This is a genomic window from Flavobacterium tructae (genome assembly GCF_002217475.1).
Lineage (GTDB): Bacteria > Bacteroidota > Bacteroidia > Flavobacteriales > Flavobacteriaceae > Flavobacterium > Flavobacterium tructae.
Window position 1 is genome coordinate 100045 of record NZ_MUHH01000028.1, and the last position, 14853, is coordinate 114897.

Sequence of the window (14853 nt, forward strand, 5' to 3'; positions counted from 1 at the left end):
TGAAAATTCGAGAAATTTGTGGCAAAATAAAAATTCTTTTAATCTGTATAATCTGTGGCAAGAAAACTTTGCGTACTTCGCGTAATTCTTTGCGAGCTTTGCGGTTAAATTTTATTTCAATAATTTCAATTCTTTAATCAAAACAGCGTTTTCTTCCGGAATGCCAATCGTCAAACGAAGGCAGTTTTCGCATAAAGGCTGACTGGTTCTGTTTCGGATTACGATTCCTTTTTCAATTAACTGATCGTATCTTTTATTGGCATCGTCTACTTTTACCAAAACAAAATTAGCTTCAGTTGGATATACTTTTTCTACAAAACTTACCTCAAGTAAAACTTTAACTAACTCTTCTCTTTGTTCGATAATTGAAGCTATTTCATTCTTTATTGTTTCGGGATTATTCAAACGATTTATAGCTCTCTGCTGGGTTAATTCGTTTACGTTATAAGGAGGTTTTATTTTGTTGAGAACCGAAATCACAGCTTCGGAAGCGTAACAAATTCCTAATCGGATTCCTGCTAGTCCGTAGGCTTTTGAAAGGGTTTGCGTGATGATCAAGTTTGGATATTCATCGATCTCCGTCAGCCAGCTTTCCTTTTTTGAAAAGTCTATATAAGCCTCGTCAATCACAACTAAACCCTTAAAATTCTGAAGTAGTTTTACAACGCTCTCATCTGAAAATGAATTTCCCGTAGGATTGTTTGGAGAGCATAAAAAGATAATTTTAGTAGAATCGTCAACAGTATCTAAGATTTGATCTACTTGTGGCTGAAAATCAGTTGAAAGTAGAACTTCTCTGTTCTCGACTGCATTAATGTCAGCCAGAACGCTGTACATCCCGTATGTTGGCGGAAGCGAAATAATATTGTCTATTTTAGGTTCGCAGAAAGCTCTGAAGAGTAAATCGAGAACTTCATCACTTCCGTTTCCTAATAAAATCTGGCTTGTTTTTACCTTATTATTCTTTGCCAAAATGGCTTTAACCGAAAGTTGTTGCGGATCAGGGTAACGATTTACTCCAGTTTGAAACGGATTTTCATTCGCATCCAGAAAAATCATCTCGGCAGTATCAAAGTCTTCAAACTCGTCACGAGCTGATGAGTACGGCTTCAAAGATTTTACATTCTCTCTTGTTATCGTGTTTATATCTAATTTCATTTTTTTTTTTTTCTTTTTTTTCTTTAGAGAATAGAGTATAGAGCCAAGAGTCAAGATAGTAGACTTTTTGTCTGGTCAGTAGCTACCGTATCCTTTACTTGTATGTTCTATAGTCTTTGCTCTATATTCTTGCTTCTATATTCTTGCCTCTTGCCTCTTGCCTCTATACTCTTTCCTTCAAACTCTTTAATCGTAATGTAACTGCATTCTTGTGAGCTTGTAATCCTTCAGCTTCAGCCATAATTTCAATGGCGCTGCCAATTTTCTGAATTCCTTCCTTAGATATTTTCTGAAAGGTCATTGATTTTACAAAACTGTCCAGATTTACGCCGCTATAATTTTTGGCATAGCCGTTTGTTGGTAAAGTATGATTGGTTCCTGACGCATAGTCTCCCGCACTTTCAGGGGTGTAATTGCCTATAAACACAGAACCTGCGTTGATAATACCATTACAGTAGAAATCATCGTATTGAGAGCAAATGATAAAATGTTCCGGTCCGTACTCATTAATTAAATCTAAAGCGATTTGATCGTTTTCTACATAAATTAGCTTTGAATTTTCAATGGCTTTTTTAGCGATGGTTTTTCGGGGAAGTTCTTCAATTTGAACCTGGATCTCTTTTTCAACTGCTTCAATTAATCTTTTAGAAGTCGAAACCAGAATCACCTGACTGTCTGTTCCGTGTTCTGCCTGAGACAGTAAATCGGAGGCAACAAACGCTGGTACAGCAGTGTCATCAGCTACGACCAGTAATTCTGAAGGTCCGGCTGGCATATCGATGGCTACTCCAAATTGAGTTGCCAACTGTTTTGCTACAGTTACAAATTGATTTCCTGGCCCGAAAATTTTATACACTTTAGGGATTGAGTTTGTTCCAAATGTCATTCCGGCAATGGCCTGAATTCCTCCCACTTTTAAGATTTTGGTTACACCACATAAAGTAGCGGCATATAGAATGGCAGGGTTTATTTTCCCGGATTTATCAGGCGGAGAACACATTACTATTTCTTTACAACCAGCAATTCCGGCAGGAACGGCCAACATTAGAACAGTTGAAAACAAAGGTGCTGTTCCTCCCGGAATGTATAGACCAATTTTTTGAATAGGTCTTTTTTCCTGCCAGCAGTTGACTCCCTCAGCCGTTTCAATTGAGATCTTATCGGTTTTTTGAGCACTGTGAAATTTATATATGTTTTCTTTTGCTAACTGAATAGCCGCTTTTAGTTCTTCTGAAATGCTACAATTGGCTTCCTGGATTTCCTCAGATGAAACTTCATAGTTTTCCAGAGTAATTCCGTCAAAAATAGAAGTGTATTTAGCCACAGCTTCATCCCCTTTTTTCTGTACTTCTTTAAAAATTTCCTTTACTGTGACTTCGATATCATCGATCGTTTTAGTTGGTCGTTTTAGAATTTCTGACCAGGTATCTGGTTTCGGATTGTTTATTTTATTCATTTTTTTTTTGCTTTATGCTTTAAGCTTTAGGCTATAAGCAGTTTCTTTTTTTTTAATTTTTCAAAGCATTTAGCTTACAGCCTATTGCTTAAAGCGTGCGAAGCACACTACAGAACCATTTTCTCAATTGGACACACTAAGATTCCTTCTGCTCCTTCCTCTTTTAATTGGTCAATTACATCCCAAAAGGTGTCTTTGTCAATTACCGAGTGAACGCTGCTCCATCCTTCCTGTGCAAGTGGCAAAACGGTAAGGCTTCGAAGCACCGGCAGAATTTTTCCAATTGCTTCGATTTTATCGTTAGGCACGTTCATTAGGATGTATTTGGAGTTTCTCGCTCTTAAAACAGACTGAATTCTAAATTTTAAAGTATCAATGTGTTTTTGAATTTCGGGAGATACTTTTGGCGAAACTGCCAGAACAGCTTCACTTTTAAGAATTACTTCAACCTCTTTTAAATTGTTTTTGAATAAGGTGCTTCCGCTGGAAACAATATCTACAATGGCATCTGCAAGTCCGATGTTAGGAGCAATTTCTACAGAACCTGAAATTTGGTGAATATCGACGGTTAATCCAAAAGAATTAAAATACTCGTTCACAGTATTGGGATATGATGTTGCAACACGCAAACCTGATAAATCCTGTATCGAATTGTATTCAAAGGTTTTAGGGACTGCAACAGAAACTTTACACTTAGAAAAACCCAGTTTTTGAATTACTTCAATTTGTCGACCTTTCTCCACAAGTAAATTATCGCCAACGATAGCAAGATCAACCACTCCATCAATTAAATACTGCGGAATGTCTGAGTTTCGAAGGTATAAAACTTCTAAAGGAAAGTTGGAAGCTTCGGCTTTAAGCTGATCGTTTCCGTTGTTGATTGAAATACCACAATCTTTAAGAATTTGAATGCTGTCTTCGTTTAATCGACCTGATTTTTGAATTGCAATTTTTAATGTACTCATTTTTTTAGTTTTTTAGAATTAAATAGTCTGAGTACAAAGAAGTGGTATAAAAAAACCCGTTTGATGTACTCAAACGGGTTTTAAAATATGATGATTTACACGCATACCATTAACACATCGCCTGAGAGCAATAATGAAAATGATGATGATGTAATTGATTAGAAATCATGTCTTGTTTTATTTTTTAATTCTTTGATTCGGTTGCAAATATAGTAGTTATTTTCATAAAAAAGCATTTTTTATTTTAACTTAATGGTATTTTATTGTTAAAAAATCTTTCAAGGCTTAATTTTACAGGCCTTTTAGAAGCTATAAAAGGGCTTTTTTATTTTGATCAAAGTATAGAATGACAGTGGTACCTATCCCTATTTCACTTTCCATTTTAAACTTGATATGAAGTAGTTCAGTTACCCTTTTTACGATGGAAAGCCCTAATCCGGTTCCTTTAATTTCCGGATGTTCCGTAGAATTGGATCTAAAGAACGGACTAAAAATAGCGTCTAAATCTTGCTTTGCAATACCAATACCGTTATCTGAAATCCTACAGATTGTCTTTTCATTCTCTTCGGAGAGCAGAACAGTTACCTCTCCTCCATTGTGTGAATATTTAATAGCATTCGAAATTATATTTCTAAGTATGGTAATGACTAAAAAGTTATCCGACTCAATATAATAATCCTGACGAGTATCAAATTTAATTTTGATCTGCTGATTGTTAATTCTTTCGGAGTTTAATCTGAAAACGTCTAAAATTACCCCATTTAGATAAACAGATTCGGTATTGATATTTTTCTTCTGATTTTCAAAACGAGCCATCAACAGCAGTTGATCTACAAGCATATTCAGATGGTCGACTTCTTTTATGCAATAGTTTATTTTATCTTCGTATTCTTTGTTATCACGAGGTTTACGGATTAGTACTTCGAGTGTCCCTTTAATAACAGTAAGAGGTGTTCTTAGTTCATGAGAAGCATCAGAGGTAAACTCTTTTTCGCGTTCAATTGCATGTTCAATTCGGTTTAAAAGATTGTTTATCGTTTTCGAAAGCGTGTACAATTCATCCTTAGTTCTCGGTAATGCAATACGTGTCTTTAAATTGTCTTTGGTGATAATTTTTGAGGTATTAATGATTTCATTGATGGGTTTTATGCTTCGTCCCGCAAAGAATCTGGCGATGAAAAATAACAGGATCAGAATGCCTAAAAAAGAAAGTGACATGATATCAAACAGGTTGTTCAATACCATTTTAGAATCGGCCAGGGACATGGCAACGATTACATATCCAATTTTCTTCTCCTTAAGATGAAGCGGAACCTGAATTTGTCGGATCGCATGGTCTCCCATTTTGGTGTCAAAGAGTTCAAAATCTTCAACAGAATCATTAAATTTAAGGATTTGGGTTTTTAGATTCGGTGCTTTTTCAATGATTTTTTTATTCAGATCGAGGAACTCTACAAAAACGGGATTGACATCTACCGTGTTGTGTTCTCTTTCGTTCCATTCTTCTTCATCAATTAAAATTACTTTTCCCTTTACCTCTTTGATTTCCTGGAGGTGATTTTGAATTTCAACTTTTATTTTTTCATCGATATGACTGTAAACCGTGTGTTTTACAATAGAATAAATGACGGAGAAAACGGCTAAAATTAATAATCCCGTTGTAATGATGTAATTTAAAGCAATTCTGTTTTTAAAAGAAAGTTGTGTCATTTATAAATCGTTAGCGATATAACCGATACCGCGTATAGTTTTAATATAATCTTCTTCAATTTTTAAATTGAGCTTTTTTCGGATGGCATTCATAAAAACATCGATTACACCAGTATCGTATTCGAAGTTTATTTCCCAAACATCTTTTAATATTTGATTTCGTGTGCAGACTTTTCCTTTATTCTGAATAAGATATTTTAAGAGTTCAAATTCTCTCTGGGTCAGCGCAACTTCCTCATTGTTTTTTAGAACGATATGTTTTAACAAATCTATTTTAATAGTGCCCAAAGTCAAATCTTCTGAACCTTTTTGATTTCTAAAGTGTATTTTGATGCGTTCCACCAATTCCTCAAAGCTAAAAGGTTTTTTGATGTAGTCATTTGCTCCTGCTTTCAGGCCTTCTATCGTTTCCTGTACAGTATCTTTAGCGGTCAAAAAAATAATTGGGGTTTTCTGATCCTTAACTCTAATGGCTCTGCACAAATCTAATCCGTTAATTTTAGGAAGCATCCAGTCTAATAAAATCAAATCAAAGTGTTGGCTGTGAATCAGCTCAAAAGCTTTAGAGCCATCATTGGCTGTCGTAATTTGGTATCCTTCTTCCTGCAGACCTTGTTGCAAAAACTGAACAATACCTAACTCATCTTCAACGATTAGAATGTGCATTTTAATAGTGTAATTTTAGTTGAACTGTAATTATTTACCTTCAAAGATAAGACTTTTGAGGTCAGAAAGGACTTAATACCATTAGAATAGCTGAAAATTAACCTGCTTAAGTAAACCTTAAGTTAACACTAAGTAAGGCAAAAGCATAACTTTATTCTGAATTAATTTAATGGGATTATTTTTGTTTGAAAAAGAAGTCAAAATCGGTAATATTTTCCTATTTGACTATAAAAGAGACTACTCGCTGTTTATCCTTAAAAAAAGTATGTTATTTTTACTAATTTTACAATCTTAAGCAAATGAATAACTCTTTTAAATTAATAATTATCTGAACTTAAAAAGCTATTAATGTCCCTCACAAAAAAGTTTTCCCCAATCTACAATCTGGCGATATTTTATTTTATCGTTAGTTTTCTGTTAAGAATTGTTTTGTTTTTTCATCCCATTACACAAAGTTCATTTACCATTATTCAGAGCTTAAAAATCTTTGTACTTGGACTTGTTTCTGATTTTTTTGTTTTTGTTGTGGCAAGTGTTTTTTTATGGCTCTATCTGATTTTCATATCCAATTCTAAGTATAATAAACCTTCCGGTTATATAATTCTTGGGATTTTTGCAGTTCTCTTTATCTATGCAGCTTCCGGGAAAAGTATCTTTGACGAGTATGGAGGTGCTTTGCCAATGATCGTTATGATTTTCATCGGAATTAAGATGGCTCTCTTTGCTCTTTTATTGTTTCTGCCTAAGCTAAGGGATAAAATCAGATATTGGTTGTTTGCATTTGTAATTTTCCTGTATGTTTTACTAATTCTGCAAAATGGTTTAAGTGAATATTTCTTTTGGAATGAGTTTGGTGTGAAGTATAATTTTATTGCGGTAAATTATTTGATTTACACTACTGAGGTTATTGGAAATATTATGGAGTCCTATCCGGTAATTCCTTTGTTTTCGGCTTTATTTTTAGTCACCGGAATTGTGACTTACTTTATACTTAAAAAATCCAGAAATTATATTGATCATATTCCAACTATAAGTGAAAAAATAAAAATTACTGCTATCTATCTTGGGGCATTTGCTGTTTCACTAATTGCGATTCCAACGCTGGCAAAAACGGAAAACTCAAAGAATGTTTTTGTTAACGAGTTACAGGCTAACGGTATATACAAATTTTACTTAGCATTTGAGAACAGTAAACTTGATTACTTTGATTTTTATAAAACGTTGCCTAATGAAGAGGCTTTTGCGCTTCTAAAACAGCAATTCGCTACTATTAAAGGAAACAGTACTAAAAGAACTATTACCGGAGATTCGCTTGAAAATCATAAAAATGTGGTGCTGATTACTATCGAAAGTTATAGTGCCGATTTTATGAAGATGTATGGAAATGAGGAAAACATTACTCCTTTCTTAGATAGTTTGGCTCAAAAGAGTCTTCTTTTTACCAATTTATATGCTACCGGAAACAGGACAGTTCGCGGACTGGAAGCGGTTACTTTATGTTTGCCTCCAACTGCCGGTGAAAGTGTTGTAAAAAGAGAAGACAATAAAAACAAATTTTCTACCGGAGCTATTTTTAAGCAAAAGGGATATAAGGTGAAATATTTGTATGGCGGAGATGCTTTCTTTGATAATATGCAGGATTTCTTTTCCGGAAATGGTTATGAAATTGTAGACAAATCAAGTTTTGCACCTGAAGAAATTACCTTCTCCAATGTTTGGGGTGTTTGTGATGAAGATATGTACAATAAAGCGATAAAGGTTATGAATGCTGAGGAAAAGGAAAACAGACCTTTCTTTAATCACATTATGACGGTAAGTAATCACAGACCTTTTACGTATCCAAATAATAAAATTGATATTCCGGGTGATGCAAAATCTCGTGAAGGAGGTGTAAAATATACAGATTATTCGTTGAAAAGATTCTTTGAAATGGCAAGCAAACAATCTTGGTACAAAAATACCATTTTTGTAATTGTAGCCGACCACTGTGCCTCAAGTGCAGGAAAAACTGAGCTTCCTTTAGATAAGTATAGAATTCCGGGGTTTATTTATGATCCGAATGGAAAACCTCAAAAATACAATCAGTTAATGTCGCAAATAGATGTTATGCCAACGCTCTTAGGATTATTAAATTTTAATTATGAAAGTAAGTTTTTTGGTCAGGATGTTTTAAAACCGGATTATAAACCCAGAGCTTTTATTGCCACCTATCAGGACATGGGGCTAATTAAAGACAATGTTCTGACGATTTTGTCGCCTAAGCAACAGGTAAAACAGTTTAATGTGCAAATTAACCCGAAACCGGGTATTGCTCCTGAATTTCAAATTGATTACAACGAAACTCCGATGAAAACAGAGAGAGCTGATTTGGTAAAAGAAACCATTTCTTTTTATCAAACAGCTTCCTATATGCTTAAAGAGAAGAAGTATCAGCGTTAGTTTTCAGTCTCAGTCGCAGTATTCAGTTGTGCTCACAGTTGAATACTGCTTACTATTGCGGTATTGATCGCGGATGAAGTCTAAAATAAAATTAAATAAGAAATATTACAAAAAAAACAGCCTCAGATTCATTAGAATTTGAGGCTGTTCTCATTATAATAATTAGCTATAATCTGTAAACTAAACACAGTACAGAGACCGTGACTGCGACTGAATACTTATAAAGTAAACTATTTAATCATTCTGATTTTTCATTCCAAATAAGTTTCCTTGTTGAAATAATCTGGCATCATCTTTTAAGGCTTGATTATTTCTTTGTGTCAGCTCAAATGCGTCCAAATCACTTAAATCCGGTTTTCCTGCATTTACCCATGCTGTGTACCAAAAACTTGCTGTTGCTGCAATGGCTTTCTTCATTTGATTCTCCACCATTCCGTTTAATTCTTTGTGCAGTTTTTTAGCATATTCGTCAGAGAAAATAGCTGTATTGTATTTGCTCTTTAGTACTTTCCCATCAGCATCCATTTTAAAAGTCTCATTTTCCGGAGTTGTTGTTCTTAGCTTTTTATCTACATCCAGCAAAGGCTGAACTAAACTGTGAGTATCATTAATCATGTCCCAGGTTGCTTTGTGAACATCCTCATAGTACTGTGCTTGCGGAACGTTTAGTCTGTAGTTTTTAACAAACAATTCCGGAAGTCTGCTTTCCCAAAGGGAATGAATTCCTTTTTGATCGCTTAATTGTCCGTCATGATTTGAAGAGGTATGCAATGGCATGTGTGCATCACCAACGTAATGACCTAAATCTGCAGCTAAAAACAAGATTTCAGCTCTGTTCTTCTCTTTAAAAGCTTTCGTTAATTTTACCATCATCTCTTCGATATACCAAGGCAGAATTCCGTTCTCGTTTAAGAATTTGGCATCGTATTTTTGCTTTGCTGCTTCTAAAGTCTGTGGGAAATCTGCTGGGTTACCAAAACTCTCCATGTCAAAATAATGTCTTGGATTTTCGTCTTTATAATTTAAGGCATATTTTCTAATGTCCGGTACAGAGGCTTCCTGTGTAATAAAATCTATATGATTATAGAAGAATACCTGAAGCGGGTGTGGCAAAGCCATAACTGCGGCTTTATTAATACGTTCGTGACCAACCATCCCCCAGGATAATGTCAAAAAACCAATTGCTAATGCGAATAATGCAATTAGTCTTGGTTTCATTTTTAAGTTTTTCATTTTTATTTTTGTTAGAGGTGCAAATTTATTTTATTTATGTACATTTCAAAGGGAATAATCGTAAAGATTGCAAAATTTAGCTTCATTTATTTTTTTTGAATCCGAAGTAATTGAAATTCAAATTAAAAGTTTCTTCGTAAATTCGCTACTTTTTATCTAAATCTAAAAATATGCGCCTCATTTCTGTAGGAATTCTTTTCCTGCTCTTCACTTCCAGCGGTTTTGCACAAGAAGATATTGTCGAATTGAAAAATGTTCAGGATACGATTCTGAATACCAAAAGAACATTACAGGTAGCGGATCCTTTCAATTCGGTGAAAACAATGCAGCAATTGTTTCCGGGTAAACTATATAATCTTTCCGACCATAATACTTTTATAAGCTGGAAATGCAGCAATTGCAAACCTGCCGCCTATATTGATGTCAATGGTGTCGAAGGCGATCAGTTGTTTCCTTATGAAAATGGCGTTGCAACCAGGGTTTTGGGCACTCTTGATTATACAGATTCTAAAGGGAATCAGTTTAAATTGCTGCTTTTTAATCATTCTTTTTACGACGAAGACGGGTTGCAGACCGGAAGATTTTCCGGCGGACTTGTTGGCGTAGCCAAGTTTGCTAAAAATAACCAAACCTGGCAAATGAGGTCTTTTCAACCTGCTATTGCGGCTTTTGGCTCTTTTGCTCAGGCGCCTTCTCCAAAATTGGTAGAAATTGGAGAAGATCAGTACGCCTTTACCCTCACCCATGTAAATGGTGGTGCGGGCGGTCCATTTGAAGGGATTCTCTATCTGATTGCCGGATTTGACGGAAGGTACCAGCCTATTTTAGAGTCTTACAATTACAAACTCACCAATGTGGCTAGCGTAGAATGGTCCGGTTCTTACACCGTCGTAAAGGATACAAACAAAAAACACTTTAGGGATATTGTCGTTAAAACAAACGGCTCCTTTAGTAAAGCTGCCCAGGCTAATGATGAATTTGAAGTCGTTTTACCTGATGAAATAGCTGCAATGGCCAAAACTAAGAAGAAGTTTAATTTCGAGATCGAAAGACGTTTTTCGTTTAAAGGAAAACAGTATAAGCTGATTGATAAGCCTGTTGTTAGATTCTCGAATGTGAAATAGCTATTTCTCTTTAGTGGAAAAATAGTATCGACACAAGCCCCAGAACTGCAATAAATATCCAAAGAACAACTCCTTGTAATAAAGGTTTAGCGCCAACTGATTTTAAAGTATTGACACTTAAAGTAGCTCCTATCAGGAATAAAGTTATCGTAAGACCGATTTTGGCAATCGAAACAATATGTGGTGCTATAACAGCCGTTTGTGGCACATAAGTATTGAAAAGCATGGCGAGAATGAATAAACCTATGAAATACGGAATCTTGATTTTAGAGTTTTTATTCTTAAAAAGCACAGCGGTTAAAAGAGAGATCGGTATAATCCATAGGGCTCTGGCCAATTTCACAGTAGTTGCAATTTGTAAAGCTTCTGTGCCGTATTTATTGGCAGCACCTACTACAGAACTCGTGTCGTGAATGGCTATGGCGCACCATAATCCAAAGTCTTTCTGTGATAAGTCGAGTTGATGTCCAATAAAGGGGAACGCAAACAATGCTACAGAGTTCAGAATAAAAATAACTCCCAGAGCGATTGAGGTCTGATTCTCATTAGATTTAATTACCGGTGCAATGGCCGCAATGGCGCTTCCTCCGCAAATAGCTGTTCCGCAAGAAATTAAATGGGAGGTTTTCTTCTCGGTTTTGAATGCTTTCCCTAAGAAAGTCCCTAAAAGTAAAGTGCTGAAAATGGATAATATAGTAAGTAAGAATCCTTCTTTTCCGGCAGAGAGCGCTGTAGTTGCATTCATTCCGAAGCCTAAACCTACCACTGAAAATTGAAGTAAATAAGTAATCGCTACCGCATTGAATTTTTCAAATGGATTCCCGAAGACATTTACCAGAATTACTCCTAATAGTAAAGCAATTGGAGGTGAAATGATTGAAAATAGGCATAGAACAATTATGAACGCAAAAATTGCCTGTTGCGTATAAGGATTAATTTCAAAAAAATGTACCGATGTTTGTTGTTTCGTTTTCAAAATAAGTAATTTGATATTTCTTGTACAAAGGTCTGTCGTTTATATCAAAATTACCAATCGTAAAACGCAATAGGCTATAACTCTAGGTTATAGTAAGCGGACAAATTTTGGATAAAAAGCTCGGTTAATGCATTTGGTTTACCTAGTAAAGTAATGATGTAGAAGTAGCGTTCAACAGACAAATTAGCGACATCAAGTGTCATTAATTCATTGTTTTTAAGTTCCTTATCTACTGCATGTATGGACATAAAAGCCAGGCAGTCCGAATTTAGAAGATATGATTTAATGCTTTCGGTACTTCCTAACTGCATTTCGATTTGTAGATCACTTATTTTCACCCCAACTTGCTTCAAAGAGTATTCTATAACTTCAAGTGTTCCAGATCCACGCTCACGGGTAATGAATTTCATCGATTTTAAATCTTCCAGTGAAATTTCATTTTGTTTGATCAGCGGATTTTTGGTATTGCACACCAGCACCAGTTCATCTTTTAAAAACGGAGTATATTTAATCGATTGGTTTTTGGATTGTCCTTCAACAATTCCGATTTCGATTTCTTTATGGATTAAGGCATTCTCAATTTGTTCTGTATTTCCGTTGAGCAAATTGACTTTAATGTCTTTTTGTTTTTGATGAAAACGTGCTAATACCGGTGAAATAATGTACTGAGAAATCGTTGTGCTCGCTCCCAACCTCAGTAATCCTTGACGATCGTTAATAAAACTGCTCATATCGAAGTCTATTTCGCGATATATTTCAAAGATGTTTTTGGTGTGTTTTAGCAGAATTTCTCCTGCCGGAGTTAAAGCGATTTTGGAACCGTTTCGTTCGAAAAGCTTGGTTTTATAAGTTTCTTCAAGTTCCTGAATGTGTTTGGAAACCGCTGGCTGTGAAATATATAATTCAGTTGCCGCTTTAGTAAAGTTAAGACGGAGTGCAACGGTGTAGAATACTTTTAGCCTGAAATCCATTGTATTACTTAGTTTTGTTTCATGTTTAAAGTTTCAAGTTACGCAAAAAAAAAGTTTTTTTTGTGCTACGAAACTTTTTTACTATTTAAAGTAATCCATTGTATTTACGGATAAACCATTCTACGGTCAATACCAAAGCAATTAAAATCAACAGCCAAACCCAATCAATTAAAGGTGTTTTGGTGGAAATATTTTTTTCGATCGATTTGTATTCTTTATTCTCTAAAAGCTGTTGAATTAAATCATCTGACTGATTTTCAAAGAAAGCTTTTCCGTTGGTTTGTAGGGCTAATTGCTTTAATTTCTGAACATCCGGATTTACAAATTGCTTTTCTATATCAAAATCTAAAATTTCAAAGTGACCTGAATAAGAAGTATTGGTATTCAATTCTTTTACTGTGAAATTGTACTTTCCGGTGGCCAATCCATCCAGATTTACCGAAAAAGAGTTGTTTCCTTTTAGTAAGTCATAGTTTTTTACCTGTTTGGTTGCTGCATTTGTTACGGTAATTGTAAGTCTTGCTTTTTCATCAAACTCATAGTTTTTATTAAAGTACTGCGCATTGATGACAATAGCCTCACCGGAATTGTAGAAGCTTTCGTGTGTAACTACCAAAGATTTTTTGGAAGTAGTTGAAGCGAGATACTGAATAACCTTATCTATAAAAACGTCATACTTCTCAAAAGACTGATTGTCAATATGGCTTTGTAAACGCCATTTCCAGCTGTTTTCTCCTAAAAGAAAAGCAGTCCTTTTTGCCTGATTCTCTGTAAAGGCCAGTAATGGTGCATTTGTCGAAACATTTCTAATTTTTGAAGAAAGCAGTACCGATACATTTCCATTAGTGGTTACCGTTCCAAATAAATTTTGCAGTGGCGGAAAATTTTCAAAACCTATATTATCTACAGCAAACAGATTAAACTGCGATTCAAATTCTGCCAGATAATCTTCTCTCTGACTACTCATTTTAAATACCAGATTTTTTTGCTGCTGATTCAAATAATTAAAGTCAGTGTTGTTACCGGTGATGATAAAAGTGTTTACTCCGGCAAGCTTATTGTTATCGAAAATAGCCTTGAATGCTGTCGTTGGCTGGTATAAAACCAAAACAGAAGCTTCTTGCAGCTGATTGATATCATTTGGTTTAACCAGGATCACTTTACGCTGTGCATTCGTTTCAATCGAACGTTTTAACGCTGCAATATCGGGATGGTTTATAACAGAAACGATTGCAATCGTTGACTTTTGATCAATGATCTCGACAGCAAAATTTTTGATGTTATTGTAGCTGTTTTTCTCTTTGATATTGGAAGAAACGGCTGCTTTAAAAATTTGTAAACCTACTTTATCGGCAGGTAAAAGCAAGTTTAAGGTTGCTGTCTTTTTAGAAGGAGAAAAAGAAACTTTTTCTTTGGCAACTACCTTACCTCCTTGGGATATGGTAAAATCAGCATTTGTGGCTTTGTCTCCTGCGCATTGAAGAAATACTTCTACCGGAAATTTATTCTTGTGAAAAGCGTATTTGTTTACGTTAAGCTGATTGATTTTAAGATCTAAAAAAGTGGTTGTATCTCCCACAACCAAAGGATAAACTTTATTGACAGGATCAAAACGATAGACATAATCGTTTCCTGTAGTCTGATTTCCGTCTGTTATAATTACAGTTGGAAAAATCAGGTTTTTATTGATGCTTTTTAGATTTTTGGCAACTTCGTCAAGATTGGTTTGTTTTCCTTTGAAATCAAACTTCTCCGAAGGTTTAAAATCGGCATCAAACTGGTAGGACTGAATTTCGAATTTATCCCGAAGCGCAGGATTCGACATCAATTTTTGATGCAATTCTATCACTTTTTTATTTGAATTTAAAGCAGTAATAGAACTTGAATTGTCTACAGCAATTGCAAGCGGAGTTTTGGTAACTTCCAGTACATTTTTGGTCATTATTGGGTTTATCAGTAAAAGCAATAATCCAAAAATGGCTAAAAAACGTAAAAAAGCCAAAAACCAAATCACATTGGATTTGTTTTTGGCTTTAAAAAAATATTGAAAATACGACAAACCAACTGCGATTACTAAAGAAAGTAATATTAATAGAATCGTATTTGTAGTCATATTTTATGAATTGAAAGATTAAAAAAATTTAAAAATTAAAAG

General features: G+C 34.8%; 11 protein-coding genes. 2 read left to right on the forward strand and 9 right to left on the reverse strand.

All coding sequences use genetic code 11. The annotated features are described in order from the left end of the window. Window positions 1-111: 111 nt before the first annotated feature. The 5 genes from hisC to B0A80_RS13560 all read right to left on the reverse strand — a co-directional run bounded on the left by hisC (window position 112) and on the right by B0A80_RS13560 (window position 5955). Complete coding sequence (gene hisC, locus B0A80_RS13540) at window positions 112-1158, reverse strand: histidinol-phosphate transaminase (protein ID WP_089077617.1); 1047 nt, start codon at window positions 1156-1158, stop codon at window positions 112-114. 163 nt (window positions 1159-1321) lie between these two features. Next, window positions 1322-2614 (reverse strand): histidinol dehydrogenase, encoded by a 1293-nt coding sequence (hisD, locus tag B0A80_RS13545; protein ID WP_089077618.1) that lies wholly within the window; start codon window positions 2612-2614, stop codon window positions 1322-1324. A 107-nt stretch (window positions 2615-2721) separates the two neighbouring features. Next, window positions 2722-3579 carry an ATP phosphoribosyltransferase gene (gene hisG, locus B0A80_RS13550; protein WP_070908082.1) on the reverse strand — a complete coding sequence of 286 codons (858 nt, stop codon included), beginning with the start codon at window positions 3577-3579 and terminating at the stop codon, window positions 2722-2724. Window positions 3580-3888: 309 nt separating this feature from the next. Beyond that, window positions 3889-5289 carry a sensor histidine kinase gene (locus B0A80_RS13555; protein ID WP_089077619.1) on the reverse strand — a complete coding sequence of 467 codons (1401 nt, stop codon included), beginning with the start codon at window positions 5287-5289 and terminating at the stop codon, window positions 3889-3891. Further along, entirely contained in the window at window positions 5290-5955 is a 666-nt protein-coding gene (locus tag B0A80_RS13560) for a response regulator transcription factor (RefSeq protein ID WP_017497493.1), read from the reverse strand. 348 nt (window positions 5956-6303) lie between these two features. On the opposite strand from B0A80_RS13560, the gene B0A80_RS13565 reads away from it, so the two are divergent. Then, window positions 6304-8394: an LTA synthase family protein gene (locus tag B0A80_RS13565; protein WP_089077620.1), complete on the forward strand. Its 2091-nt coding sequence runs from the start codon at window positions 6304-6306 to the stop codon at window positions 8392-8394. A 234-nt stretch (window positions 8395-8628) separates the two neighbouring features. On the opposite strand, the gene B0A80_RS13570 is transcribed toward B0A80_RS13565, so the two are convergent. Beyond that, the gene (locus tag B0A80_RS13570; protein ID WP_070908085.1) at window positions 8629-9627 is read right to left on the reverse strand and encodes a zinc dependent phospholipase C family protein; all 999 of its coding nucleotides are present in this window, start codon (window positions 9625-9627) and stop codon (window positions 8629-8631) included. A gap of 170 nt (window positions 9628-9797) precedes the next feature. Between B0A80_RS13570 and B0A80_RS13575 the strand changes: the two genes are divergently transcribed. Next, a complete protein-coding gene (locus B0A80_RS13575; protein WP_089077621.1) occupies window positions 9798-10751 on the forward strand; it encodes a glycoside hydrolase family 68 protein in 954 nt (317 codons plus the stop codon). A gap of 10 nt (window positions 10752-10761) precedes the next feature. Here B0A80_RS13575 and B0A80_RS13580 read toward each other — a convergent pair whose 3' ends face one another. The 3 genes from B0A80_RS13580 to B0A80_RS13590 all read right to left on the reverse strand — a co-directional run bounded on the left by B0A80_RS13580 (window position 10762) and on the right by B0A80_RS13590 (window position 14811). Beyond that, window positions 10762-11727 (reverse strand): YeiH family protein, encoded by a 966-nt coding sequence (locus B0A80_RS13580; RefSeq protein ID WP_089077622.1) that lies wholly within the window; start codon window positions 11725-11727, stop codon window positions 10762-10764. A gap of 74 nt (window positions 11728-11801) precedes the next feature. Then, the gene (locus B0A80_RS13585; protein WP_089077623.1) at window positions 11802-12698 is read right to left on the reverse strand and encodes a LysR family transcriptional regulator; all 897 of its coding nucleotides are present in this window, start codon (window positions 12696-12698) and stop codon (window positions 11802-11804) included. 85 nt (window positions 12699-12783) lie between these two features. Then, window positions 12784-14811, reverse strand: a complete 2028-nt coding sequence (locus tag B0A80_RS13590; protein WP_089077624.1) for a hypothetical protein — start codon at window positions 14809-14811, stop codon at window positions 12784-12786. Window positions 14812-14853: the final 42 nt, after the last annotated feature.